This window comes from Pontibacter korlensis (genome assembly GCF_000973725.1).
In the GTDB taxonomy this organism is placed as follows: domain Bacteria; phylum Bacteroidota; class Bacteroidia; order Cytophagales; family Hymenobacteraceae; genus Pontibacter; species Pontibacter korlensis.
The window spans coordinates 3,703,270-3,728,271 of sequence record NZ_CP009621.1; the positions used below are offsets into that span (position 1 = coordinate 3,703,270).

The window sequence follows — 25,002 nt, forward strand, 5'->3', positions numbered from 1 at the left end:
TAGAAATGGTATTGCTTCATGTAGGCATCGATCATAGCTTGGCCTCAGAGCAGGATTATTCAAAGCGAAGCTTCCGTTCCACCTCCGAGATCACCAGCATGTCGAGCTTGCGACGCGCCGGGCGCAGGTCCAGGCCGTATGCTTTCAGCGCCACCCGCAGCTGGTCTAGATCATGCAGGGGCTGGGGCAGGCGAATGTCTATGTTACCCGTGTAGCCGGTCTCGTCCACGATGGGCAGGGGCTGCAGCTTGTACTTGTACTGCAGGGCACTCACCAGCTGGCGGAAGGGCTTGTTCTGCAGCTGGAAAGTCTGCTCGTCGGAAATTCGTTGTTCGGGAGCACCCTTGCTGGCCAGGAGGTCCTTGCGTGAAGTGCGCACGAGCACAAGGCAATCCACCTTGCGGCGCTGCAGGGAGCCCTTGATTCCCAGGTACTGGTTGAACAGGCGGTTGAGGTCCTCGCGCATGATAGCGTTAAGTACTTCCCGGGGCTGTTCCTGCGGAAGTACAAGGCTGTAACAGTATTGGTTCTGGTCCATCCAGTTGAGGTAAGGGGCATCTGTGGCAAAGTTCCCAGTTAAGTGAGGGGAGCCCTCCCACAGGATGCGCTGACGTAAGGAGTCCGATACCTCCAGCAGCAGGCGGTTATGGTGGTCGTGAAAGCGGAAGATCTCGCTGTAGGCTACAAAGTAGAGGTCTGGGAGCGGCATGTTATAGGCCAGGATTCGGTCCTTCCGGCGGGAGTCACCACCGATATCAGCTGGCAGGCGTGTGGAGAGGACCGATTGGTAGAGCAGCTGCTCACCGGAGCCGCCGTTGCCGTTGATAAAAAGCGGCTTGTCCTTTTCCAATCGGACTTCCTGTTTGGCCTTGAACTGGAAGCCTGTGCCGGAGAGGGCAGCGCGGATGTTCTCTGCTGTGGCGTACTCGCCTCCTGTGATGGCCAGTACCCGTCCGTCCTGGATCCACACCTGGTGAGGGATGGCCTGATGGGGAAAGAGGCGGCGCAGCAGGGTATCTGAGGTGATGGTGGGCAAGCGCCAGCCGCGCTTTTGCCAGAAGGGAGCGACTTTACTCAAAGGCTCGTCCGTGACGGGCAGCACGACCAGGGCCTCTCCGAACTGCTGCTGCAGGGAGTCGAGCTTGTGGAGGGATTTGATGCAGGGGGTGCACCAGGTGGCCCAGAAGTCGAGCAGCAACAGCTTTCCTTTGAAGTCTGAAAGGTTTGCTTCTGAAACGGAGGCGTTGTGGATTCTGGTCAGGCGCAGGTCCGGTAACGGATCGCCCACGGCAAGTACGGCGGGGGTGGGAGGCGCCTGGGCAATAGCCTTGCCCGGGTTGAAGAACGACTGTAGAAGCCAGAGCAGCGAGAGACAGAGCAGGGGCTTGGGAATAGTAACTAAGCTATTTTGGTTATACATGGGGAACAGGTTGTAAGTGTGTGACGATGTATCTGGTTGAATTTTTTTAGAAGAAAGGAGACGTTAATCAGCCGGATCGACGAGCAGGGTCCAGTTGGGGGTTAGCTGTTGGCTCAGGTTCTCGAGGGCCAGCGCCAGCGGGGCAATGGTATCGGGATTATCCTGGAGCCTGTACAGGGCTGAGAGCACTTGCCTGAGCTGCTCGAAAAAGGTGATCAGGTGCCGGGTACGGCCCGAGCAGAGACCATCGTAGTCGTCTTTCAGGGCCAGAATAAACCAGCGCCTGATTTCCAGTTGCACTGCTTCCTCAGGGTAGCGGGCGCAGAAATGTTGCAGGATGTCCATTGGAGTCGGTGTGGTTTTGTTTTCACAAGCGTTTGCCATAGGTTCTATTTGTTTTGGGTCAGAGAATAGAAGGTGTCACTGCTCCTGTAAGGGCAGCTTGGAGCATGTGCGCGCAAAGGGGACAGCCGCCCTGAAAGCCAGCATATAGCCGGTGTTAGGATGACAGAACGGAGAGAAGGTGAAGCTATTCCGGGGGTGAAATGAGGAGTATCCAGGACTGGCTACTTAATGGAATACACTCCACCTTCAGCGGCGGCGATAGTAAGACCGGCGGCTTTTGACGGGATAGGTCAGGTAACGGGTATAGAGTTGAATGAGTAGTCTGAGCGTTTTCATAGGCCATAGAAAGTATGATGGTACGGGTATAAAAGTGGAAGCTAAAAGCGATGGGAGGGGAAGAAGCAGTCCTGCCTCTGAACGAAGTGAGAAGCAGGCACTGCACACAAGTCACGCAAGTGTGCTGCAGCATGAGGCGCCATGTTGCAAGTCTTGTCCAGGATGAGTGATAGGTGCTTGTGTTCATGTTTAACAATTTACCTCCTATAGAGGAGCAGCATTCAGGCCTGGCTGTAGGGGTCCTCTGGTAGTCGTTGTGCCGCTTTGCGGCCGGGAGGTAACCAACAGGCTTAAATATTCAGAAAGTATTATGTCTGAAAGCTGTATATTAGCATCGGTACAGCCTAGCTATAGCACGAAGATGCAGGAAAGGGTACTTGTATGAAATGTGGTATGCTTGTATTAAACAATTATAAGTGAGTGAAATACAAGTGAAATAATATTGGATTTATTGAATAATTTTCGTAAATTATTTCTATGGAAACAGCAGCCAAAAGACGACCGATTCACCTGGGCGACCACGTGAGAAGAATGCGGACCGCTTTGGGAGTGAAGCAATCCGCCTTAGCCAGCGAACTGGGCATGACCCAGCAGAACATCTCCCGCATTGAGCAGGAAGAGGAGGTGGATGATATGACGTTGGAGAAAATAGGGCAGGCCCTTGGTGTTTCTACAGAGGCTATTAGGAATTTTGATGAAGAGGCTGCAATAACTATAATTTCTAGCACGCTGCATGATAATGCCGGCTCTATTAATAATACTTGCTCAATAACTTTCAACCCTATTGAGAAAATAGTGGAGCTTTACGATGCTTTGCTAAAGAGTGAACGGGAGAAGGTGGAGTTACTGGAGCGAATGCTGAAGGAGCAGAAGTGAATTTTTAATACCCCTTTTGAAATGTAACTACTTATAAAGGGATGACAGGAGAAGGCTGTTTGTGCACTTATATGCGTGTGAGGTTTCTAGGCGTTAGAGGTTGCTCTAATCTAATGGCAAAGCTCCGATACATATTTAGCACTCAAGGATCGTTCTTATACAGAAGGGATAGCTGCTTAGAAAAGATCAGGAATGAGTTGTAAGCTCGTGCCATCGCGTGGTTAAGGTCTGGTTAGTTTGTCTGTTTTGCTGTGTCATACCCATGCACCTTCTAGGTTTGAGTTGGCTAACTTTGGGGCTGTATAATTGGCGCTGAACATCACCGGTTTGTTTAGTGCGGTATTGCTGAGGGATATGTCATCTTCGCATTCAACAGGTAAATTTGCCCATTGCAGATTAATTCCCTCAAAGAAACCATACTCCCCGTTCAAACCTGCAGATCAACGCCATCTTAGTGCAGGAACAGCAAAGACTCCATGCGGGTGCTTCCATAAACCAGCCAATGATAGTGTCATGTATGGCCAGTTTGCTCACTTACTTCAGCAGCGTAACACCACCCAAGTGGCTCAGCCAGTAAGAGAGTCAATTCATTTCCTACTCCATCCATAGAAACTGAGTATTCAACCTAGAACCAGGAGCTGGTTTGGCAGGGAAGGTTGGGGCAGCGTCTGCTCTCCTTACCTCCAGCGTTACGCTCTCTTTTCCTTTGAAGGACGCGGGGACTGGAGGCAATGGTACAGGCTTGCTACGCTTGGTCTTGAGCCAGTAACCTGGCTTCTGCAAGGGAATGTTCCTTTTGAGGCAGGCTTTCCGTAAGCCGACATCTGAAATATGGTACCTCTGAGAAAGAGTGCGCATGGGGAATGCCCATACCATTTCATATAGCGCTTGTCGTGTCAGGGTAACGCTCTCCATAACTCAATGTTTACAGGCTTAAGCGATTTGGATGATCTGTTTTATGTTGGGTGCTGCCTAAAGTTTTGCTCCGTCACCATAGTCTTCTCCCTTGCAAGAAACGCACCCTTATTGTTGGGGTGGGTGACCTCTATTTCAGTAATGAAGTGACCCATCTCGGTGGAGGAGACTGTAAAAGCGGCCCGCTCCCCATAGGAGAGCAGAAGGCGCCTCTGAATATTTTCAAGTCCTATTCTGTGTCCTTCAGGCTTTATCGAGCTTTTGAGATTGGAGGTGAAGATGCGTAAGGTATTCGCTTCTAACGTGATTTTGATTTGTGCCGGATGCTCTTGCTGTGTTAGGTCTCCGTGTTTGAAGATGTTCTCCACCAACGTCATCAGTATTAGAGGGACAAACTTAATTCCTGCCAAACTATCGTTATAAGAGAGTTGCACCTGTAATTTATGCTTGTTCCGGATTTGATGAATGCGGATAAGGCTTTCCACATGTTCTATCTCTTCTAGTAATAGTGTCTCATGCTGATCATCTTCGTCTTGTAAGGCGTAGCGCATCATCTGGGAAAGCGACATAATTGCCTCGGCAGCCTCAGTAGATGTTTTACGAACACTGTTGTACACAAAATTCAGGGTGTTAAAAAGAAAATGAGGGTTAATCTGTGTCTTTAAATAGGCATTCTGCGACTTGATCAGTTCATTCTGCAAGTTTTGTTTTTCTATGATCTTTAGGAGTTGCTCTCTTTCTGCGCGCTTCGCACGCTTTTGCTCCCGAAGATAGTTTCTCAAGAAAAAATAGCCTGTTGCAAATCCCATGAAATAGATTGCTCTCCATAAGGCTCTGAGCCAGTAGTAGTGGTCAAAAGTAAGGGGGCGCATCAATTCTACCTGTAGGTAATTTGTAAGAATGAACTCAAGGGTATAGGTTAAAGCAATATAGGCTGTGACTTCACCTATTACCAGTAACGGTAGCAGCCAAACGAACAGTCTCTTTCGCTGCACTACTAGGGGGAGCACCACTCTGGCATGGAAATAAAACAAGCCAACATGCAGGGCATAATGCCCCAAATAGTCCCAGAATGAGCTAAAGCTGCCATTAAAAACGGCAACTATTACTATCTCATAAAAGATGAAAAGGCTCCAGGCAACGAAATGCCCTTTATGCTCGATGAGGGTAGATTTTATAAGTTTTTTCAAAGCTGAGCTGTTCGTCCAAGAATAAACCGTGTTGGTGTAATATTTCATATGGTGAAAAGCGAGTCTCCTAACTTAAAAAGAAAAAGCTATGGCGACGCATCACAACACACGACTTTCACTGAAAAAGAAGACCCTGTTTAGATTTGCAGGCAGAGAGGGAGATAAGCGAGGAGTTAGTACGGATCCGACTACCCTAACGCTAACGCTCACCTCAAACGTTACCATTTTCTTGTCTAAGAAGTAATGAAGTAAACCCTTCGAGCCGGGAGTTCTTACCGGCCGGTTCGGAGGGTTTTCCCAGCAATATAGTCATGGAAGTTTTGTTTATAGGTTTCCCCGATCGGAACCTCTAAGTTATTTTTTAACTGAATTATGCGCCCTTCCACCCGTTCTATATACTGATTCGCAATGATGAAGGACTTATGGACACGTACAAACCCCTTTGTCGGGCCTAAAGCATCCTCTACTTCCTTCATCGTCAAGTATGCTATGTGCTTTTGGGTCAGCGTATGGATGAGCACGTAATTCTTTAGCCCCTCAATGGAAATAATCTCATGGGGCTGAATCCTAATTAATTTATTTTTCTGATCGCCTTTGATAAAGAATGAATTGTCAATTGGAGAAACTGGATCAGAGCTGCTTTCCTTGGTGCTTTTTAGAAGTAAGTTAACTGTCACGGCAAACTTATTCATACTGATAGGCTTAAGTAAAAAGTGATCAGCTCGTACATCAAAAGCCTCCAGCGCATATCTCTGATGGGCGGTAGTGAAAACTAAAAACCTTGTTCTGCTCCTCAGGGATTTGGCTAACTCTAATCCGGTTAGGCGCGGCATATCTATGTCCAAGAATATAAAATCATAAGGAATCTCTGGAGCATCGTCCATAAGGGCAGCGATAGGGTCCTGAAAGCTTTTTTCCAGGTGTAGACTGGGAGTTGCCTTAATATAATCAGTCAGTAATTCAATGGCATGATCTTCGTCATCAATAACCACGCACCGGTAAAATTTTGTTGCATCCATAAGCGCTAGTTTGTTTTCGTAAAGCCAAGTTTTAATATGATGTCCTTCCTTCTCCTACTCAAAGCTAATCAGTTCAAAACTGAACTCAGAATGTCTGATGCGCATCATATAGTTTATAACTATTAGGTGGTTTGAGACACATCAGCTAGCTGAACAGCCTTGATTGAAAAATAACCACTTTTAGTGGAAGTATGGCTTGCTGAGGAAGTTGAGAGTATGTAATGCTAATATAGAATAATATTATAATATTTTGTAGCCTCATGTTTTCTGGTAGCTCTCACCAGGTAGAATGTGACGCAACAGGGGTAATCTTGATGCGACTTTGTTTTCATATCGTTTAGCCACTTGTTCGTGTAATAGATTTTAACTTCCATACCTCATCCAGTGTTTTCAAAAGAGCTATAAGTACTGCTTTAAAGAGACAAAAACAAGTCAGCTTTAACCCAATTTCCTTATAGCCCAGGTGTGAAAGCAAACCTAGTTTAGATCCTTGGAAATGAAGATACTGCTAGCCTTGAAAAATACGGAGTTATTAGAGGAAATCCGAGTGCTAGCTTCGTATGTGGTTATGCTGATCTTTTTACCTGTGTTTCTGGTAACAAAAAATGTTGCCAATGAAAAAGCATAAAGCAATTAGAACAGGAACCATTACTCAAAGATTGTTTCATTCTAGTATGCTTACAGGCATCCACTGGATTACATGCTGCTCAGAGGCTGAATTTCTAACTTGATTTGTGTATTAACTAAATATTTAGTCACTTTATAATGCGTTCAGAAATAAGGTCTAACGATGTGTTCTTATCACCATAAGACTGCACTTGTTATCACTTGAGAATGCTAATATTATAAATGTAAAGCAATGTTTTACCCCTTTGCTGCTGTTTGTGCAGTTTATGTACAGTTGCCAAAATAAATATCATACCTTGCTGCTGAACCCAGATTTTATTGCGCTGCAAGGAGAGGAGGGGTAACTGTCTTTCGCAATTCTTCGCAGGATACACTTCACCTGACAGGTTCCTTCTACACCTACTTCCCGCTAAAGGAAGTTATTTTGAACTTGCCAACTACGGCCTGCTAGGGCTGGACATGGCCATCGGCCTCGGGGTCGGCACCAGCCTGGACAAAAAGGCAGCGGCAAGCAGTAAACAGCTGGCTGTGGAATAGAGGCAAAGCATGGGAGTACAAAGCGGTCTGTAGCGTGTCATGTTTTCTGCTCCCTTGCTTGTACCAAATATCTTTTACCAAAAGCGATCAAACCGTTTCATTATACAAGCATCACAGCTATGACCCAGGAGGAATTTCTCATCCAGCACCTGACCGAAGATAAAAGCTACCAGAGCATCTTAAATGAAAATAAAGGACTGGAGCTGCCTAAGATTCAGGAGTGGTGGGCTACCGGAACAGAACTGAGAAACAAGATCAAAAGGTCCAATGCCCTCTTTTCAAGCAGGAAGGGCAAACCAGCCTTCACCGCTTTCGAGCAGGCGGGCTTTCTTCGAGTGGTTCCGTAAACAACCAAGGATCTGTGCCTACTGCGGCATAGAGGAGCACAAGCTAGAGGAACTGTTTGGCGCCGGCGTGCTTTCCACCAAACGGGGACGGGGAAAGTCACTGGAGCTGGAGCGGAAAGACGCTGCCTCCAACCTGTACACAGCGGAGAACTGCGTGCTGGCCTGTTACTTTTGCAACAACCACAAAAGCGACATCATCTCAGAGGAGGACCATTGCCAGTACTTTGCGCCACAGATTAGGGTGTACCTGGAAGCGAAGTACCGAGAACTACTGGACAAATGATACTTGATAAAGAGACAAACGTAGTTTTCTTTTCCGACCTACTGGTAGCGCAAAAGCAGTATCTACCAGCATATCAAAGGATCATAAGCCTCCTGGACAAGCATAGCATCCGGCACAGCTTACTGAAAGGAACAAGAGATATCTGGTGCAGAGACTATATGCCCGTACAGCAGGCGGAGGGAAAATACATGCAGTTCCGGTATGAGCCGTCTTACCTGGAGGAGGACCGGCACCTGCAGTCAGACCCTGCGCATGTTTTGGCGATGAACCAGGTGAAAGCCGTCTTCTCGGACATCAACCTGGACGGGGGAAATGTGCTGCGCTGGTCTGACCGGGTCATTGTCTCGGATAGGGTTTTTGAGGAGAGCCCAGCATATACTGACCGGTCCAGACTTCTTACCAAGCTGGAGGGGCTCTTGAATGCCGAAGTGATAGTGATCCCGGCAATCAGGTCGGATATGACAGGACATGCCGATGGAATGGTGCGCTTCTACGATCGAAATACCTTGATTGGCAACAGGCTGGAGGGAGAGTATCGATACTGGCAAAAGGGCATGGAGAATGCACTGACAGTGCATAAACTGGACTATGTAGCTTTACCCTCCTTTGAGTATAAGGAGAAAAGCTTCCCGGATTCAGCTGTTGGATGCTATGTCAACTACCTGGAGATAGGCGACCTGATTTTAGCACCAGTGTTCCAGGTGCCTGGGAACAAGGATGAGGAAGCAGCAGCCACCTTGTGCAGGGTTTTTGCTGACCGGCAAGTCGAGTTTGTGAACATCAATGAGATTGCCCGGCAGGGCGGGCTGCTGAACTGCATTACCTGGAGCATTAAGGCGTAACCTTCTCCAGCTCTTCCTAACCTGTAAGCCTGCCTACGGACGTACCTCCTTCAAGGAGGAATCTATCGAGACCGCAGCGATATGCTTATGGGCTCCTCCAGGAGGAAAGCTTTGTGGGCATCTGTTATAGCAGCTGGCTCAAAATAAGGGGCACCCGGATGTCTGTTATTGGATCTTTTCCACCTGCGCGGTACCTTCCTGATGCCGATGGGGTAGAGGGTGATTTCCTCTTCAGTGATGCGCAGGCGCAGGAAATTTTTGTGGTCCTGGTGGCGGAGGGCGGAAAAGGCCTCGTTGTCGTGCAACTTGAAGAACAGGTTCATCAAAATGAGGTAGAGGCCAGTCAACAGCCCGCCTAGTAGCCAACCTGTCAAGAGGAGCAGCAACACAAGGCCTGCCTTGCCCAACACATACGCCAGGAAGGGAAGGGCAGTGGGTTCCGTGAGCGAGACAGCGGCCAGCAGGTAACCTCCCGGCCAGATGATGGCCAGGGCCAGCAGGGCATGGCAAAGGCCATGCATGCCGCCCAACAAAGCGACCGCAGCCGGATGGTCGGAGGCCTTCCGGTCAGCAAACAAGCCAAACCCTGCGATGAGAAGCGTGAGGAGAAAGAAAGTGGAAGGACTGCCGGCAAGCGCCTGTAGGAGGAGAAGGGGCGATGGCCACAAGCCCTCCAGCCCCGGCCATTCCGGTTCCCAAAGCCAAGCATGGTCACTGTAGAGCTGCCAGCCCATGAGCAGGTAAAACAGTCCAAGCAAGAGGCTGAAGAAAGGATTCTTGAGCGGAAACAGCAGGTTGCGAAAGGTAAGCTTCCGGGATACTTGCTTTGGCGGAAAGCAGTTCTTCAGTTCAAACTCCTCTCCTTTGCCGCTGTGCCTGTTAGGCCACACAACCATGTCCCTCAGGTTGTGGGTGGGATGCAGGAAAGTGCCGCCGCCCCCGGCTGTTATATAGGGAATGTCCGGTTTTTCCGCACGTTGGTGTCTGTAGTGGGCATAATGGTGCAGGTCCCCTGACAGTACGAGCACCAACTGAAGTATACGCTTTCTTGCCTCCTGACAACCTCTTTCACCTTTGCCTGTGTAGGAAATCTCCTCAATGCACGCCTTTATGAAAAAGGCCAGTTTCTCATATCGCTCCCGGCCAAATGCTTTTTCGCAGTTGACCCAAGCAGGCTCCGCTGTGCACAGGATGACTTGGTCATTCTCCTGCATGCGCTGGGTGGCGACCTCCTTAAAATAATCCAGCTGCGGCTTGTCGATGTCTGCGTTCAAAGAGATGTCAATCCCCCACAACCAGCACGTGGAGGTCAGTTGCAAGGCAAAGTAGCTGCGCTCCTGCCGGGTTGTCCATGCTCCGAGGCTACGCTCCTGGCAGAACTGCTTGAGAAAGTTGCTGAGCCCGTCATACCAGTCATGGTTGCCGGGTATGGCATACAAGTGCGGCTCCGGAGGGGGCGGGAGGATGGCGGGTGCAGCCTGTTTTGGAAAAGCGCACTCGTAAGGCCCCCACAACCGGTCATGATACTCTTTGCGGGCAGGGGTGGGGTATACCTGATCGCCCCCCATCAGCAGCAGGTTCCCACGCCGGATACGGGTGTTACCAAGCATGAGCTCCCTTTGCGCCAGCAGGTAAGCCGTATAGTAAGTGGGGTTCCAGCCGTCCCCGATATCGGCAATATAATCCAACCACAGCTCCTTTCGACCGCTGTAGTCATAGGAGCACGCCTCTCGGGTGGTAGCAAAGGATTCCCGCTTGTCGGCATAGGTGCTAAGCACAGAGGAGACCATCACCCTGGCGGCCGTATCCAGCAACTGGATCGGGTTGAACCAGCGCACCATGTGCTTTCTTCTGAAAGCCACTTTCCCTATGTCCACTTTTGACTTATCGTGCTGCATGCTAAGGCGGTGAAAGGGTGGGGTATTAGTTTTGAAGTACCAGCTGAACAGTATCCTAAAATAGAAGATCTATGGTCGTGTTCCAAGTCCCTGCAGGACCTTTCTGCTTCACATGAGCCAGTGCATGTTTTAAAAGGGCTGCCGTGGCTCTCTGGTGATAAGGCAGACGAGCACCTGCTGTCCCTGCTCAGGCCCTACCCGAGCGAGGAGCTCAGGCTTTACCCTGTGTCCACGCTGGTGAACTCCCCGGTGCATGGCACTCCCGACCTGCTGGCGCCGCGCCGTGGTGCTTGTTTGGCTAGCATATTGGAAATGAAGCCATGTGGGGAGACATGGTTCTGGATCCACAGGCTAATACAGGAGGCGTGACCCTGTGCCCTTAACTTAGCGTAGATTTTTATTCCAATTTAAATTATAGCCTAGTCCAAACCGAATGGTATTGTTTCTTGATTGAAAATCAAACTGCTTTCCCCAGACTTTATAGGAATTTGTGGTGGAGGAAAAATCGTACTGCCACCTGGCCTCTACCCTCAGCCTCCATACATTGGCACCAATTCCCAAGGAATATTTCCAAACCACTGGTTTTGAGACCGCTTTAAAGTTGTAGAGCACCTCAGCCATAGCAGGGCTGATAAACTTATTGGAAAAATAGTCCTGACCGTCCCGTGTAAGGCGAATGTTAGGGCTGACACCAGCCATCACAAACAAGCTCCTGCGCCTAACTGGCAGTTGGTATTCGACAAGAACAGGAAGCTCTAACGACCTGTTCCCGCCACTGGTTGTATGGATCAAGCGCTCAAACCCATCTTTTGATGTATTGTATACACGTGCTCCTTTATAGGAATTGTAATAATTTATACCTGAGGAAACCGTAAAACTTGGGGATAACTCATAAGACAAATAACCGCCCAAATAGGGTTGTCGATCATTATCTCCACGCAATGTTACCTGAATAGAGTCTAACAAGACAGAACCAGTAGGGTTATCAAACAGCAAACCTACAGAGGGGCCAAAAGAAACTTTTTGGGCAAACACCTTGCTGGTGGTCAAAATGCCGCATACAAGCAAACAAAACAGAAAAAGACGCTTCATGGCAAGACAAAATGTAAAGCCAAGAGCTTCTGCTCTTGGCTTTAAGATGGAAGTTCTACTGAATAACGTTGAAGTAAAGGAAGCCAGTGCTGTACTCGTAACCCGGAGAATCCGTGTTATCACAGTACTCTACATAGGACTCACCTAGATTTTTGTCCTCACCTTTCAATGTTACCTTGGTCTGTCCGTTGACAGTGGTGGTAGCACCTGTGGTTTCATCTTTGAAAGCTGTCGATATAACACATCTACACTTAAGTAAACTTTGAAAGAACCTGGCAAGGCTTCTCTATGGTAAGAAGTGAATTTTAATCATATGCTATGAAAGTATTACACCAACTGCTGTGCTGGGAGTATAAATTAAATTGCTGAGGAGAAGGAACAACAGTTACTGCAGGCCACAAATAGGTAGTTCAGCCCGTGCTAAAACTGAGAGGCTTTCGAGTAGCCCGTAGGGGACTAAAACCATTTGACATCAACTATATTTATGTTTATCTAATTATGCCTTAAAAAGGCTGTATATAGGCTTTGTAGGCCCCTGTTTGTAAAGGCAGGTCAGATAAAAATAGATGGAATTAAATATTAGTGTCCGAAATGTGTCCGCAGTTTCAGACAATCCCGTATATTTGTCCAGACCTATATCTGAACTCTCTATACATCGCCTTTAAGACGCTCAATTATTACCTGGACAAGCCGGGCCTGGACGCCGAGACTTCCATCTACCTCTTTGCCCGCCTGGGTAAGCAGACCATCAAAGTCAAAACAGGCCGCCAGATCCACCCCACCTACTGGAACACCAAGCCCAACATCAGGGGCAACCACGTGAAGGGCAACTTCCGGGGAGCCCCGGAGCTGAACGACAGCCTGGACGAGGTGAAAAGCAAGGTGCGCAGGGCCTACAACAAAAAGATGGAGGAGAATCCATCGTTCCGCTTTATGGATTTCAAGGAGGACATCGTGGCTGTGCTTTTCCCCACTGAACCGGAGGCGGAGAAGAGCTTTATGGAGTGCTTCGATGAGTACATCCGGATCCATGCCGCCCACCGCAGCCAATCCACTTTGCTCAAGTACCGCGGCATCTACAACCACCTCAAGAGCTTCAGCGAAAAGACCAAGTACGTGCTATCCTTCCAAGGCATGGACATGCGCTTCTTCGACGATCTGCGGGGTTACCTGGTGACGGATCTACGGCACAAAGACAACACCGTATGGAAAACGTTCGCCACCTTGAAGGCATTCCTTGGCTGGGCGCTCGACAGGGGCTACCACCAGAACCAGGCGTTCAAGAAGTTCAAGGCACCGCAGAAGGACGTGGACATTATCTACCTGACCAAGGCAGAGCTGGATAAACTATTTGATTTTGACCTGTCGAAGAACCCGCGTCTGGACAGGGTGCGCGACGTGTTCTGCTTCGCCTGCGCCACCGGCCAGCGCTACTCCGACGTGGCCGCTCTGCGCCACTCCGACATCAAGGGAAACAAGTGGGTGCTGCGCCAGGTGAAGACCGACAGCGCCAACAACGTGCCGCTATCGCCCAGGCTAGGGCCATACTGGATAAGTACAGGGAGGAGGCGCTGCCGCTGCCGGTGCTGTCAAACCAGAAGACGAACGACTACCTGAAAGAGCTGGGTCAACTGGTGGGCATCGACGAGCCGACGAGCATGACCACCCGCAGGGGAGGGGAAAGACTCGTGGACACTCGGCCCAAGCACGAGTTCATTACCATGCACACGGCCCGCAGGACGTTCATCACGCTCTATCTGGAGAAAGGCATGCGCGCCGAGGTGGTGATGAAGGTGTCTGGCCACACCAACTACCAGACTTTTAAGAAGTACATCAAGATCACCGACAACATCAAGGAGCTGGAGATGGAGCGTGTGTGGGGCAGAGTAGAGGAGGAAGCAGAGCTGCTGCCTTAAGTAGAAACATTGGGTAGCCACTTAATTCCTGTGCCATGCATATCATCCGATTTATTTTAGCCTTACTGTAGGCACAGGGTAAAGCACAAGCAGTAATACAGCCTAATTATTTTTTAGGACTTTAAGTAAAACATCGATACCATGTTAGTCAAAGAATACATCTCACACGTTTTTCAAGGGCAAGAGCGGGAGAGCGAACACCAGTATCAGGCAAAGCACGCAGAGAGCCCCTACGCAGGCCATGTTGGGGATCTTGAGCAGGAGCTGCGAAACTTCTACAGCGACAAGGTCTATTACGGCAACCTAAAGAAATCTCAGCTTTACGCCTTTCTGGACTTCCATAAAGACAAATATGAAGGGGAGCAAATAGACTTCCTAGATTTTGTAAAGCAAAGCCCGGCACGTGTTGCCCATGAGGACGCTGACGAGTTTAACCACCTGTATTTCGTTCCGAATTACACGGAGCGGCTGGGAGAGTGGATAGGACTAAGGGAGAAAGAGCAGAAGGAGAAACCGTTCGACAACCGAATCACAGGGTATATGTCCAATGAATACATCAAAAGCTATTTCATCGACAAGTTCTGCCATGAGAAAGACAGTAATGGAACCCCGTACTTCAGCGCGGAAGAAGTGAAAGACTTCCTTCACGCCAACTTCAAAGACTTCAATCCGAGAGCGAAGGTTGTCAAGCGGAAGTCGGAGGCGCTTAAAGCGCAGGCACACATCAGGAGGACCGTCTACCAGTTCTATCAGAAGCACTCCAGGAGCAACAAGGAAAAGAGAAGGTACTGCGAGATGCTCAGGGACAACTTCCATGAGTTTGACGAAAGCGACTTTGAGGAAACCATTGTAAAGGGATTTTCAAAGTAATAACCCAAAATCGTACGAGATTCAGTACGCGGAGCGCGCGCTTTCTCTCGCCTTTACTCTATTTAACACCTTGCATAGACTTAGAAAAAAAGAAGTTTATGCAACAATTCTCATTCAACCTCACGCAGGAGGCGATAGAAGCTATCGCCCAGCGCACGGCGCAGATCCTAAGGGATGACAAGCTGAAAAATTCACAACCCACCCCAGAGGCAGAGGAGCCCATCTCCATCAAGGAGGTGTGCTCGCTGCTGAAAGTCTCCCGCCCCACGCTCCACAGCTGGATGGCGCAGGGCACCATCCCCTTTCACAGGAAAGGCCGCCGCGTTTACCTGTTCAAGTCAGAGGTGCTGGCCTCGCTCGAGGAACCGAGAAGGCTCGTCAACAGCAGAGGCCGCGGCAACAACGGATGTACCACACCGGCAAACAAGGCGGCATGATCGCGCAGGCAATGTTCACTGAGGAGCGGCGCATCAGGGATGTGCTCTCCAGGCTGCGCACGGCGGTGCTCTACGAACGGGAGCGCTACGGCCCCTATGTGCGCAAGAACCCGAACGGCATAGCCGCCGAGGCATGGAAGGAAAGGATCACGGTCTACACCGAGACATTCAACCTGCTGTCCGACTACCTGACCGACTATACCGTAAACCAGCACGGCGTGCTGAAACACGTGCGCCAGGCCGAGGCTGAGCGAGACTTGGCAAACACAACGCTGCTCTACGTGCACCAGCTCTACAATGCCAGGGCCAGGCTCCTGGCGGCCACGGAGGCAAGGCAGATCGCCTACCGGCTGGTGGGCGATGAGGTGGAGCGTCTGGAACCGGAAATCGGCAGGATGTGGAACCAGGCGCTCCAAGGCGAAATGGCTGTGCACGGGCAAATAGCGAAGGAAGGGAGGGAAGCCGCATGATAAACATTGACCAATCTCTTCCTGACCTGAAACCCGTGCCGGAGGCGGCAGTGCAGCCAACACCTTTAGAATCCACCGTCGGTCTGTTCCTGACAAAGTCTGCTAGCCAGTGGAGCGAAGAGGCGAAGTCGAAGCCGATCCCGCAGATGCTGTTCTGCGTGTTCTGGTGTTTGGGCGAGCTGTGCATCCTCTTTGCCGACACCAACCTGGGCAAGTCCATCCTTGCCGTGCAGATCGGCGTCAGCATCGCCCGGAGCAGTCGTATCCCCGGCTTCGCGTTGGAGGCCCCGGCCGAGAAGGTGCTCTACTTTGACTTTGAGCTAACGGACAAGCAGTTTGAGGCGCGCTACTCCGACAATTTCCGGGACCACTTCTTCACGCCAGGCGTGTGCGACAACCTGCTGCGGGCCGAGATAAACCCGGAGGCGGAGTTGCCAAGGGAGTTTCCCGACTTCGAGAGCTACCTGTGCCACGCCCTGGAGCAGGAGCTGGTCAGGACCGGTGCTAGGGTGCTTATCATCGACAACATCACCTACCTGGGCACCGACACGGAGAAGGCCAAGGGTGCGCTGCCGCTGATGAAGCACCTCCAGAAACTCAAGAAGAAGCACGGCCTCTCTTTCCTGGTGCTGGCCCACACCCCGAAGCGAGACATGGCAAAGCCAATCACCAAGAACGACATCCAGGGCTCCAAGATGCTGGTGAACTTCTGCGACAGCAGCTTCGCCATCGGCGCCAGCTCCCAGGACCCGCACACCCGCTACCTCAAGCAGGTAAAGCAGCGCCAGACCGAGGAGCGCTACGGCGCTGAGAACGTGGTGCTGTGCCAGATCGCAAAGCCCCACAACTTCCTGCAGTTTGAGTTCATAGGCCTGGGGAGCGAGCGTGACCACCTTAGGCAGCTGGCCGAAGGAGAGCGGGAGCAGCAAACGAAGGAGGCACTGCAGATGCGCCAGCAGGGTAAGTCGAACGTGGCTATCGCCGCGCATTTCGGAGTCTCTGAGGGCGCCGTTCGCAAGTGGATCAAAAAAGCGGAGGAAAGCGGCGCACCATTTTAGGATCGTACTGGGGCGTACGTATCGTACCTGGTACGTGGTGTACGACCCATTACGAATTCAAGCATAGCCACACGTGGCATGCTGGCAGTGCCTACTGCCCAGCAAATCCCCATTCAAATTTATAAACCCTTAAAATTCAAAAAACATGATTAACGACACGCTTAAAGAGCGGGTGCAAAGCCTGCGCGGTCAAGGCTTTTCCATCCGCGAAACAGCAAAAGAACTCGGCGTCACCAAGTACACGGTAGAAAAAGCTGTCAAGGAACTGGAGTCGGACAGCCTTCAGACGCTGTCTGCAGCCGAGAGCACAGAGCTCCAGACACGCCACAGACAGTGCAGTCAAATAGCAAGCGAGAGCAAGCAACAGGGATTGAGACACTATCAGAACAGCTTTTTGAGGCGGAATCACAGCAGAAAACAACTGAAATCACCATAAAAGCGCCTAATAGAGGGTATTTCTACGGTGTGTACACCTTTATGGATCAGTACAAGAGTCTTGTGAAGGAGTTGCATCGCGGCGTGCAGCAGCAACGCATGGTTTGGCAACACAAGATAGGGGGCAGGTACCTTAAACAGGTGGAAAACCTACGGGCGCAGGCCCAAAGGCACTGCCAGGAGCAGGGGGTAAGCTATGACTCGCTGCTGCTGTCCGAGGTGCTGCAAGCATGTGAAGTCTACCTGAGGGAAAAGGCCCTGAAGGCACCGGCATCTCCTACTGTTATCGGGCTGTACTGGATAAAGTTTCCACCGGATGTGGAGCTGGCAGGGTTGCTAGGCATGGCGCAGCGTGTGGACTTCTTTTGTGATCAACGGGGTTGTTAGAGTTTTTGTGTAAAAAAATAAGAGACCAAGGCAGCATTATCTGAATCTTCTTTCAAAGAATGCAGTCTTGGTCTTAAGTTGCAATTGATATCGTAGTAGACTACTTGGGCTTGCTAAACCTCGAAGTCGATTTTCTATACCACCAAGGTGCGATTGAAATTAAAATGCCGCTCCCTCTACACCAGGGAAAAGCCGCTTTCTATACCTCTAAGGTGCTATTGAAATATTCTCTTGAGGCCAATGCGCTTAACTGGGGTGCTACTTTCTGGTATCTACGAATGGTTTTGAGCCTATATGCTTTCAATGACAGTTTTGAGTTTCTGGCTCACTTCTTTGGCTATGGCTTCTAAGTCAGCATTGCCTATGGCTGACATGGATTCCATTGGGTTGATAGCGGTTACCTCCACCTCTCCGTTCTCATGTTCCTGCACCAGCACGTTGCAGGGCAGCATCACGCCGATTTTGTCTTCCTGCCCGATTGCCTGATATGCAAGCTTCGGGTTACAGGCACCCAGTATTTTATACTCCCTAAAATCCACATCGAGCTTTTCCATAAACTTCTCTTTGAGGTCAATCTCAGATATCACGCCGAAGCCCTCGCTCCCAAGGGCGGCTCTGGTCTTCTCTAATGCATCCTGGTAGCTGTAGTTTACTTTTTTGGTGATATGGTAGTTCATAGCGAAAAGATTTGACGGTGTTTCCTTTACTACGAGAAGATGATGCGCGTGTTTGCGCACCAGTAGATACACTCATAAGCTGCAGGAACAGCATGGGCCCTTGCTCCTGCAGGGTTATAAAAGCATGCAGTCTACCTGTGTGATAAAAGTCACGGACAGGTTCTGGTTAAAGCGTGAACTTTGTTGGCTATGCCGATCCCGTGATATGGCCTAAAAACTAGTCTCTGCCTGCTTTTTATCGTTAGAAGAATAGAAGTGCCGCTTTCTGGCGCTGTTGCAAATTGTTAACCAGGCACACATGCCTTTATCAGCTGTTTTGGAAGGCTGATAACTTCCAAATACATTAGGCTAGTGCTTTATAAACGTCACATTATAACGGGTTAAGAGAACCGGGGGAGTAGTAAATAAAATATCTGACCAAGCTTCATTCATATATGCCTATTGAACTTCCACTTATCACAGATCCTGTTTTGCTTGAAGAGATAGAAAAGAACGGCAAAATTCAGGAGTTTGAGCCTGGGCAGGCCATCATTGAGCCGGGGCAGTATGTCAAGATGGTGCCCATCATCCTGGAGGGGTCTGTTAAAGTGATGCGGACCGATGAGGAAGGGCATGAGTTGCTGCTCTACTACATTGAAGGCGGGGACACCTGTGCCGTTTCCCTGACCTGTTGCAGTACGTCAAGCCCCAGCGATATCAAGGCAGTGGCGGAGGAAAGAACAAGGGTGTTGGGAGTTCCTGTCCGGAAGCATGAGGAGTGGACGAATGAGTTTCGCCAGTGGAAGGACTTTGTCGCCATGACCTACCAGAAGCGCTTCCAGGAGATGCTCAGGGCCATTGATGACGTGGCCTTCAGGAAAATGGACGAGCGCCTGCTGCGGTACCTGGTGGTTAAGTCAAAGCAGCTGAAGACGCTGGAACTGACGGTGACACACCAAGAAATCGCTAGTGAGCTGGGCACCTCCCGGGAGGTTGTCTCCAGGCTGCTCAAGCAACTGGAGAACCGCAAGCTGGTGGAGCTGGAAAGAAACAAAATCTTTGTGCGCGATGATCTGGAACAATTCCTCGAAAACCTTTCCCGCTAAGTCGGTCTCTGATTGTAATGGGATGTAATACAGGTACAGGTATTATGTTCATCATGAAAAGGTCTACGAAGATACTCTTCCAGTAACCTTCCTAAGGATTCCCTGCTTCCCCAAATGCTACAAAATAGAGCGTAAGCCCCTATGTGACAAGAGTCACAGACATTGCCTTCCGAGGTATCTACCTTTGTATTATAATATAAATTCAAGCAAAAGGAAAACGACACAATCATGAAAATAAAGCAATTTGAAGACAAGGGACTGGCGCATTACTCCTATGCTGTGCTTAGTGAATGCGAACGGGAAATTGTACTCATAGACCCTGCCCGCGACCCGCAGCCCTACTATGACTATGCAGCGGCAAGCAACGCAAAAATCGTGGGGGTGATAGAGACGCACCCACACGCTGACTTTGTGAGTTCGCACCTGGAAATACACCAGCAAACCGGCGCCACGATTTACGCCCACAGCCTGGTAGGGGCAGACTACCCGCACCAGGCCTTTGATGAGGGCGCCGTGCTGGAACTGGGTAAAATAAGGCTCAGGTCCCTGCACACGCCCGGCCACTCCCCGGACGGCATCAGCATTGTGCTGGAGCACGAGGGAAAAGACAAGGCGGTATTCACGGGGGATACCCTTTTCATCGGTGACGTAGGGCGCCCGGACTTGCGAGAGAGTGCGGGCAACACCACAGCGAAGAGGGAAGAGCTGGCCCGGCAGATGTACCACAGCACCCGTGAAAAACTGATGAAGCTGGACGATCATGTGGAGGTGCTCCCAGCCCACGGCGCAGGCACCCTCTGCGGAAAGGGGCTTAGTGAGGCTAACAGCAGCACCATTGGCGCGGAGAAGTTCGGGAACCCTGCCCTGCAGGAGATGAGCGAGGAGGCTTTTGTGAAAATGATTACCGAGGACCAGCCTTTCATCCCGAAGTACTTTGGCTATGATGTGGACCTGAACAAAAAAGGAGCTCCGGCTTACCAGGAGTCCCTGCAAGGGGTAAGGATGCTGGAGAAGAATGCGGTGCCTGAGGCGGGAGTTCTGGTAGTGGACGGACGACCACAGGAGCAGTATAAAAAAGGCCATATAGCAGGTGCCATCAACATCCAGAACGGAGATAAATTTGAGACCTGGCTGGGCAGCATCGTGGGGCCGGACGAAAAGTACTACTTAGTCGCAGCGTCAGAAGAAGCCTTGAACCAGCTAATGGAGAAAGCAGCTAAGATTGGCTATGAACAGCTAGTGGAAGGGGCCTTTGTGTACGACAAGGAAGGCGGTAAAGCAAGCGAGGCTTTCAATAAAGAGGCTTTCAAGGCTGAAGAGAAAAACTTTACTGTGGTTGACATCCGCAACAGCAGTGAGACAAAGGCCGGCAAGTTCTTTCAGCAAGCCATCAGCATTCCTTTGCCTGAACTGCGGGAACGAGCCAGGGAGATTCCGACAGACAAGCCCGTGGTGGTGCACTGTGCCGGAGGATACCGCTCTGCAGCCGGAAGCAGTATTCTGGAAAGCCTGCTCCCGGTGGAAGTACTGGATATGAGTGAGGCGGTGACAGAGTTGAAGAACAAATAGAGCTTTCAAAGGAGGCGCTTCCAAAAGGCGCCTCCTTCTTTTACAGGTCTCCCTCTTTCCCTTCAGCTGGCATGAGGGTAGAATGTCTATCCAGGAGGCTGATACACCTGCCAGACATGAAGCTGCAGGCTATTGAGTGTGATAAATGTCACTGTGCCGCAGCAGGGCATGCGCTACCTTTGTATCAATATTTACAGGTATCTGAATTAAGAGCAGACATGAATCATAATAAGCACATAAAAACAAATACCAAAGAATGGAAAGTTTAATTGAATGGATGAGCCAACCGTGGCCCTGGTATGTGGCGGGCCCACTGATTGCCTTCACAATGGTGCTGCTGCTGTTTGTCGGCAAAAGCTTTGGTGTGTCGGACACCCTGAGGACAACCTGCGCCATTGGGGGAGGGGGTAGGGTGAGTGACTTCTTTGACTTTGACTGGAGAAAACAGGTCTGGAACCTCATTTTCGTGCTGGGCGCTGTCATCGGCGGGTTTATCGCCTCTACCTGGCTGCAGCAGCCTGAGCCGATTCCGCTTGCGCAGGACACGGTGATGAAGCTGCAGGAGCTGGGCATCAGCAACCCGGGGGCTGACTACCTGCCGGAGGAAATCTTCAGCTGGGAGAGCCTCTTTACGCTGCGGGGCTTCGTGATGCTGGTCATCGGTGGGTTCCTCATTGGTTTCGGGGCACGCTATGCGGGGGGATGTACCTCCGGGCATGCCATCAGCGGCCTGAGCAACCTGCAGGTCCCTTCGCTGATTGCCGTGGTAGGCTTCTTTATCGGGGGCCTTATCATGACCTACCTGCTGCTCCCGGTTATACTTACACTTTAAAGCGAAAGACAATATGAAGTTTTTAACCTATCTGTCAATCGGTACCTTGTTTGGTATCATCATGACAAAGTCGCAGGCCATCTCCTGGTACAGAATCTATGAGATGTTCCGCTTCGACGCCTTCCACATGTACGGCATCATCGGGTCAGCCGTCATTTTGGGCATCATCAGCGTGGCGCTTATCAAGAAATACAAATTCAAGTCAACAGAGGGTACGCCAATTACTTTCTCGCCGAAGAACATGAGCATTCCCCGCTACCTCTTTGGCGGCACCATCTTCGGACTGGGATGGGCCATGACGGGTGCCTGCCCTGGCCCGATTTACACGCTGATTGGGAATGGGTACAGTGTGATACTGGTGGTGCTGTTTAGCGCCATCCTGGGCACGATGGCCTATGGTATTCTTAGAAAAAGGCTTCCTCATTAGGGGAAGCTTTTTCTTTGTTGTGGTTTCAAGTTCGTCTCATGAGGCAGCCAGCACCAGTCGTGTTATTTGGGCCTCCCGTGAAGCGGGAGGCCTTTATTTTGTCATAAGTCACTAGTGGGACAACCTCACCCTTCTTCCTGAATGTTGACAGCACCCACTGGCTTTACCCTGCAGGTATGCTTTTAATGCCGCTTCCATCCCTCCGCTTTCCTGTGTGATATAAGTCACTGTACCCGCCTGCAGGCTTCTCTATCTTTGTAGTACAAAATAAGACAACACAGAGAATGGAAATTTTAGGATACATCGCGGCCCTTGTTATCGGGCTTTCATTGGGGCTCATTGGCGGGGGAGGCTCTATCTTGACGGTACCGGCCCTGGTTTACCTGCTGGGTCTGAGCCCCGTCATCTCAACAGCCTATTCGCTCTTTATCGTGGGGCTCACCAGCTTAGTAGGGAGCTATAAATTCTACAAAAGAGGACTGGTCAGCCTCAAGACAGCGCTGGTTTTCGGGCTTCCATCCATTGTGGCGGTATATGCCACGCGCCGCTACATTGTGCCGGCCATCCCGGAGAGCATCTTCACGATTGGCGGTTTTGAAGTGACAAAGGGTATTATGCTCATGCTGCTGTTTGCCGGTCTCATGGTCTTTGCCTCCATCAGCATGATCAGGCAAGACAAGAAGCCAAGCGGCACTGCCGACGAGAACATAGACCACGACATTTTAGATGAAAACGGCAAGCCATCCAAGGCCACAGAACCGAAGTTCAACTATGGCGGCATTCTGGCCGAAGGGGCCGTGGTGGGCACGCTGACAGGCCTGGTGGGGGCAGGGGGCGGCTTCCTGATCATTCCGGCGCTGGTGCTCTTCAGCAAGCTGGACATGAAGCTGGCAGTGGGTACTTCCCTGCTTATCATCGCGGCAAAGTCACTGTTCGGGTTTATCGGCGACATCTACAACTATGAGATTGACTGGGCCTTCCTGGTTGTATTCTCAGCGCTCTCCATTGTCGGCATCTTCTTGGGGTCTTTCCTGTCCACGAAGGTGCAGGCAGACAGGCTCAAGACGGCCTTCGGCTGGTTTGTGCTGGTGATGGGCGTTTACATCATCGGAAAAGAGTTGTTCTTTTAATGGCGGAGCATGCGTCCCTGCTGTGTAACTAATGTCACTGAACGGGGGCCTGACAGCGCGTACCTTTGTAGAGTATTGAGTTTTAAACCAAATAATGAGATAAAAGCCATGTTCAATATTTTTAAATCCGCTCCCAAGAACTACGAAGACCTGGACGGGAGCACATTCAAATCAAAGTTTCAAGCTTCACCGAAGGCCGAGCTGCTGGACGTGCGAACTTCTGGGGAATACAGCGCGGGAACCATTAAAGGAGCCACGAACCTTGACGTGACCTCCCCACAGTTCCAGCCGGCACTAAAGACGCTGGACAAGGACAAGGAGTACTATGTGTTCTGCCGCAGTGGCAACCGGAGCGGCTCGGCTTGCCAGATGCTCTCAGACCAGGGGTTCAAGGCCTATAACCTGGCCGGTGGCGTGGGGGCCTGGCCACACTAGATAAAGCGAGAGCGTATAACAGGTAACGCGGAGAGCCTTCGGTTGAACTCAGAAGGCTCTCCGCGTTACCTGTTAAGCAAAAGATACGCAGGAGGTTTGGCAAACGAGCCATTTTTAGCGGCTACCGGTATCAAAGGGCCGCTCTCCTGAGCTACCGGTATTTACCTGGGATTTTTAAATAATGGGAAGAATGGAAGAAGCGAAATTGGGCTTAAAGGAGAACGCAGCGCAGTTCTGGCTGCTGGTGCTCATCAATGGCTTTGTGGGTGCGATGGTAGGGTTGGAGCGTTCCGTTATTCCGGAGTTTGCCGAATCCGCTTTCGGCATCAGCGGGCATACGGCGCTTCTTTCCTTTATCGTAGCCTTCGGTCTTGCCAAGTCTCTGGCCAATCTCATGATGGGCCGTCTGGCGACAAGGTATACCCGAAAGCAGTTGCTGCTCACAGGCTGGTTGTTTGCACTGCCGGTACCGTGGCTGTTGCTGTATGCGGACAGCTGGGGGTGGGTTATCTTTGCTAACCTGCTGCTGGGGCTAAACCAGGGATTTGCCTGGTCGGCTACGGTGGTGATGAAAATAGACCTGGTCGGGGAGAGGAACCGCGGACTGGCGATGGGCATCAATGAGTTCGCCGGTTACCTGGCCGTGGGGCTGGTGGCGTTTCTGGCGGGGTACATTGCCTCCGCCACGGGAGAGGTCACGTACGCGTTCGTGCCGGGCATCGGTTTCTCCATAGCGGGCTTGCTGCTGACTGTCTTCTTCCTCCGTGACACGCACGGACACGTAAAAATGGAGGCAGCGCAAACCACTATTCCCTTACTCGGCAGCATCTGGAAAGACACAACCTGGCGCCATGCCAACCTGGGCTCTGTCACGCTCAATGGTTTTGTGAACAACCTGAACGACGGGATGCTGTGGGGCCTGCTGCCGGTCTTGCTGGTCACAAAGGGCTACTCACTGGCAGAGATAGGTTTACTGGCGGGTATTTACCCTGTGGTGTGGGGGCTGGGGCAGCTAGTGACGGGCAGGCTCGGGGACATATACTGCAAAAAGCAGCTGCTTACTTTGGGCATGCTGCTACAGGGAATGGCTGTTGCGCTTTTGCTTTTCTCCGGTTCCTACGCTGTATTGGTAACAGCACTTGTTGTGCTCGGTGCCGGTACGGCCCTGGTGTACCCGAACTTCCTGTCGGTGGTGGCCGAAAACACGCACCCAAACCAGCGTCCGCAGAGCCTGGGTATTTTCCGGTTCTGGCGCGACTTCGGCTATGTGGCAGGGGCCGTGGCAGCGGGGTTGTTCAGTGACCTGTTTGGTTTGGAGGCAGTACTGCTGGGCACTGCCCTGCTTACAATTGGCGCAGGCGTTCTATCCGAAGTGCGAATGTGCTGCACCAAGAAGATGCTTTGGCAAAGCAAAGCGTGTGCTCCTAACCTATGCTGAGAGGTGTAAAAGTATAAGATTTGCAGGAACAAACTGGACTTCTGTCAGGCAATTACCAGTAATTGTTACATATCTAACTGCTTACTACTGTGCATCAGGCTGTAGTGGC

Annotated in this window: 28 protein-coding genes and 1 pseudogene; 21 read left to right on the top strand and 8 right to left on the bottom strand. The window is 50.8% G+C overall.

The window, feature by feature from the left end; all coding sequences use genetic code 11:
* Positions 1–55: 55 nt before the first annotated feature.
* From PKOR_RS23605 to PKOR_RS15910, 3 genes and pseudogenes are all read right to left on the bottom strand, one after another.
* Positions 56–970 (bottom strand): DUF3738 domain-containing protein, encoded by a 915-nt coding sequence (locus tag PKOR_RS23605; protein ID WP_235336608.1) that lies wholly within the window; start codon positions 968–970, stop codon positions 56–58.
* Between the two features lie 108 nt (positions 971–1,078).
* A pseudogene (locus PKOR_RS26125) lies at positions 1,079–1,420 on the bottom strand (TlpA family protein disulfide reductase); the annotation flags it as partial.
* 63 nt (positions 1,421–1,483) lie between these two features.
* Complete coding sequence (locus tag PKOR_RS15910; RefSeq protein ID WP_148561717.1) at positions 1,484–1,804, bottom strand: hypothetical protein; 321 nt, start codon at positions 1,802–1,804, stop codon at positions 1,484–1,486.
* 774 nt (positions 1,805–2,578) lie between these two features.
* On the opposite strand from PKOR_RS15910, the gene PKOR_RS15915 reads away from it, so the two are divergent.
* Entirely contained in the window at positions 2,579–2,977 is a 399-nt protein-coding gene (locus PKOR_RS15915; RefSeq protein ID WP_046312039.1) for a helix-turn-helix domain-containing protein, read from the top strand.
* 956 nt (positions 2,978–3,933) lie between these two features.
* On the opposite strand, the gene PKOR_RS15925 is transcribed toward PKOR_RS15915, so the two are convergent.
* Positions 3,934–5,082 carry a sensor histidine kinase gene (locus PKOR_RS15925; RefSeq protein ID WP_158453787.1) on the bottom strand — a complete coding sequence of 383 codons (1,149 nt, stop codon included), beginning with the start codon at positions 5,080–5,082 and terminating at the stop codon, positions 3,934–3,936.
* 88 nt (positions 5,083–5,170) lie between these two features.
* Between PKOR_RS15925 and PKOR_RS25090 the strand changes: the two genes are divergently transcribed.
* Positions 5,171–5,326: a hypothetical protein gene (locus tag PKOR_RS25090; protein WP_158453788.1), complete on the top strand. Its 156-nt coding sequence runs from the start codon at positions 5,171–5,173 to the stop codon at positions 5,324–5,326.
* A 28-nt stretch (positions 5,327–5,354) separates the two neighbouring features.
* Here PKOR_RS25090 and PKOR_RS15930 read toward each other — a convergent pair whose 3' ends face one another.
* Positions 5,355–6,101, bottom strand: a complete 747-nt coding sequence (locus PKOR_RS15930; protein WP_046312043.1) for a LytR/AlgR family response regulator transcription factor — start codon at positions 6,099–6,101, stop codon at positions 5,355–5,357.
* A gap of 1,283 nt (positions 6,102–7,384) precedes the next feature.
* On the opposite strand from PKOR_RS15930, the gene PKOR_RS15940 reads away from it, so the two are divergent.
* The 3 genes from PKOR_RS15940 (at position 7,385) to PKOR_RS15950 (ending at position 8,737) form a co-directional block, all read left to right on the top strand.
* The gene (locus tag PKOR_RS15940) at positions 7,385–7,612 is read left to right on the top strand and encodes a hypothetical protein (RefSeq protein ID WP_046312046.1); all 228 of its coding nucleotides are present in this window, start codon (positions 7,385–7,387) and stop codon (positions 7,610–7,612) included.
* Between the two features lie 67 nt (positions 7,613–7,679).
* Positions 7,680–7,895: a hypothetical protein gene (locus tag PKOR_RS15945; protein WP_046312047.1), complete on the top strand. Its 216-nt coding sequence runs from the start codon at positions 7,680–7,682 to the stop codon at positions 7,893–7,895.
* The gene (locus tag PKOR_RS15950; RefSeq protein WP_052738902.1) at positions 7,892–8,737 is read left to right on the top strand and encodes an agmatine deiminase family protein; all 846 of its coding nucleotides are present in this window, start codon (positions 7,892–7,894) and stop codon (positions 8,735–8,737) included. Before PKOR_RS15945 ends, PKOR_RS15950 begins: the two co-directional genes overlap by 4 nt.
* Positions 8,738–8,799: 62 nt before the next feature.
* On the opposite strand, the gene PKOR_RS23610 is transcribed toward PKOR_RS15950, so the two are convergent.
* Positions 8,800–10,635: a metallophosphoesterase gene (locus PKOR_RS23610; protein WP_052738903.1), complete on the bottom strand. Its 1,836-nt coding sequence runs from the start codon at positions 10,633–10,635 to the stop codon at positions 8,800–8,802.
* 120 nt (positions 10,636–10,755) lie between these two features.
* On the opposite strand from PKOR_RS23610, the gene PKOR_RS15975 reads away from it, so the two are divergent.
* Positions 10,756–11,004, top strand: coding sequence for an SOS response-associated peptidase (locus PKOR_RS15975; RefSeq protein ID WP_148561718.1), 249 nt, complete (start codon positions 10,756–10,758; stop codon positions 11,002–11,004).
* A gap of 15 nt (positions 11,005–11,019) precedes the next feature.
* On the opposite strand, the gene PKOR_RS15980 is transcribed toward PKOR_RS15975, so the two are convergent.
* Positions 11,020–11,727, bottom strand: coding sequence for an outer membrane beta-barrel protein (locus tag PKOR_RS15980; protein ID WP_071843161.1), 708 nt, complete (start codon positions 11,725–11,727; stop codon positions 11,020–11,022).
* Between the two features lie 591 nt (positions 11,728–12,318).
* Here PKOR_RS15980 and PKOR_RS23615 point away from each other — a divergent pair.
* The 8 genes from PKOR_RS23615 (at position 12,319) to PKOR_RS16020 (ending at position 17,300) form a co-directional block, all read left to right on the top strand.
* Positions 12,319–13,344 carry a tyrosine-type recombinase/integrase gene (locus PKOR_RS23615; protein WP_052738905.1) on the top strand — a complete coding sequence of 342 codons (1,026 nt, stop codon included), beginning with the start codon at positions 12,319–12,321 and terminating at the stop codon, positions 13,342–13,344.
* Between the two features lie 41 nt (positions 13,345–13,385).
* Entirely contained in the window at positions 13,386–13,643 is a 258-nt protein-coding gene (locus PKOR_RS25095; RefSeq protein ID WP_420806315.1) for a tyrosine-type recombinase/integrase, read from the top strand.
* Between the two features lie 141 nt (positions 13,644–13,784).
* Positions 13,785–14,513, top strand: a complete 729-nt coding sequence (locus PKOR_RS15995) for a hypothetical protein (protein WP_046312060.1) — start codon at positions 13,785–13,787, stop codon at positions 14,511–14,513.
* A 98-nt stretch (positions 14,514–14,611) separates the two neighbouring features.
* The gene (locus PKOR_RS16000) at positions 14,612–14,950 is read left to right on the top strand and encodes a helix-turn-helix domain-containing protein (RefSeq protein ID WP_046312062.1); all 339 of its coding nucleotides are present in this window, start codon (positions 14,612–14,614) and stop codon (positions 14,948–14,950) included.
* Entirely contained in the window at positions 14,920–15,420 is a 501-nt protein-coding gene (locus PKOR_RS16005; protein WP_046312063.1) for a hypothetical protein, read from the top strand. Before PKOR_RS16000 ends, PKOR_RS16005 begins: the two co-directional genes overlap by 31 nt.
* The gene (locus PKOR_RS16010; RefSeq protein ID WP_046312064.1) at positions 15,417–16,478 is read left to right on the top strand and encodes an AAA family ATPase; all 1,062 of its coding nucleotides are present in this window, start codon (positions 15,417–15,419) and stop codon (positions 16,476–16,478) included. The genes PKOR_RS16005 and PKOR_RS16010 overlap by 4 nt, the downstream gene beginning before the upstream one ends.
* A 145-nt stretch (positions 16,479–16,623) precedes the next feature.
* Positions 16,624–16,914, top strand: a complete 291-nt coding sequence (locus PKOR_RS16015; protein WP_046312066.1) for a hypothetical protein — start codon at positions 16,624–16,626, stop codon at positions 16,912–16,914.
* A 41-nt stretch (positions 16,915–16,955) separates the two neighbouring features.
* Positions 16,956–17,300 (top strand): hypothetical protein, encoded by a 345-nt coding sequence (locus tag PKOR_RS16020; RefSeq protein WP_046312067.1) that lies wholly within the window; start codon positions 16,956–16,958, stop codon positions 17,298–17,300.
* Between the two features lie 290 nt (positions 17,301–17,590).
* Here PKOR_RS16020 and PKOR_RS16025 read toward each other — a convergent pair whose 3' ends face one another.
* Positions 17,591–17,977: a DUF302 domain-containing protein gene (locus PKOR_RS16025; RefSeq protein ID WP_046312069.1), complete on the bottom strand. Its 387-nt coding sequence runs from the start codon at positions 17,975–17,977 to the stop codon at positions 17,591–17,593.
* 434 nt (positions 17,978–18,411) lie between these two features.
* On the opposite strand from PKOR_RS16025, the gene PKOR_RS16030 reads away from it, so the two are divergent.
* The 7 genes from PKOR_RS16030 to PKOR_RS16060 all read left to right on the top strand — a co-directional run bounded on the left by PKOR_RS16030 (position 18,412) and on the right by PKOR_RS16060 (position 24,893).
* Positions 18,412–19,062 (top strand): Crp/Fnr family transcriptional regulator, encoded by a 651-nt coding sequence (locus tag PKOR_RS16030; RefSeq protein ID WP_046312070.1) that lies wholly within the window; start codon positions 18,412–18,414, stop codon positions 19,060–19,062.
* A 228-nt stretch (positions 19,063–19,290) separates the two neighbouring features.
* On the top strand, positions 19,291–20,631 hold the full coding sequence (locus tag PKOR_RS16035) for an MBL fold metallo-hydrolase (RefSeq protein ID WP_046312072.1): 1,341 nt from the start codon (positions 19,291–19,293) through the stop codon (positions 20,629–20,631).
* 256 nt (positions 20,632–20,887) lie between these two features.
* The gene (locus PKOR_RS16040) at positions 20,888–21,463 is read left to right on the top strand and encodes a YeeE/YedE family protein (RefSeq protein WP_046312073.1); all 576 of its coding nucleotides are present in this window, start codon (positions 20,888–20,890) and stop codon (positions 21,461–21,463) included.
* Positions 21,464–21,476: 13 nt separating this feature from the next.
* Entirely contained in the window at positions 21,477–21,890 is a 414-nt protein-coding gene (locus tag PKOR_RS16045) for a YeeE/YedE family protein (RefSeq protein WP_046312075.1), read from the top strand.
* Between the two features lie 284 nt (positions 21,891–22,174).
* Positions 22,175–23,020, top strand: coding sequence for a sulfite exporter TauE/SafE family protein (locus PKOR_RS16050; protein ID WP_046312076.1), 846 nt, complete (start codon positions 22,175–22,177; stop codon positions 23,018–23,020).
* Positions 23,021–23,095: 75 nt separating this feature from the next.
* The gene (locus PKOR_RS16055; RefSeq protein WP_338047491.1) at positions 23,096–23,455 is read left to right on the top strand and encodes a rhodanese-like domain-containing protein; all 360 of its coding nucleotides are present in this window, start codon (positions 23,096–23,098) and stop codon (positions 23,453–23,455) included.
* A 190-nt stretch (positions 23,456–23,645) separates the two neighbouring features.
* Positions 23,646–24,893: an MFS transporter gene (locus PKOR_RS16060; RefSeq protein WP_046312080.1), complete on the top strand. Its 1,248-nt coding sequence runs from the start codon at positions 23,646–23,648 to the stop codon at positions 24,891–24,893.
* Positions 24,894–25,002: the final 109 nt, after the last annotated feature.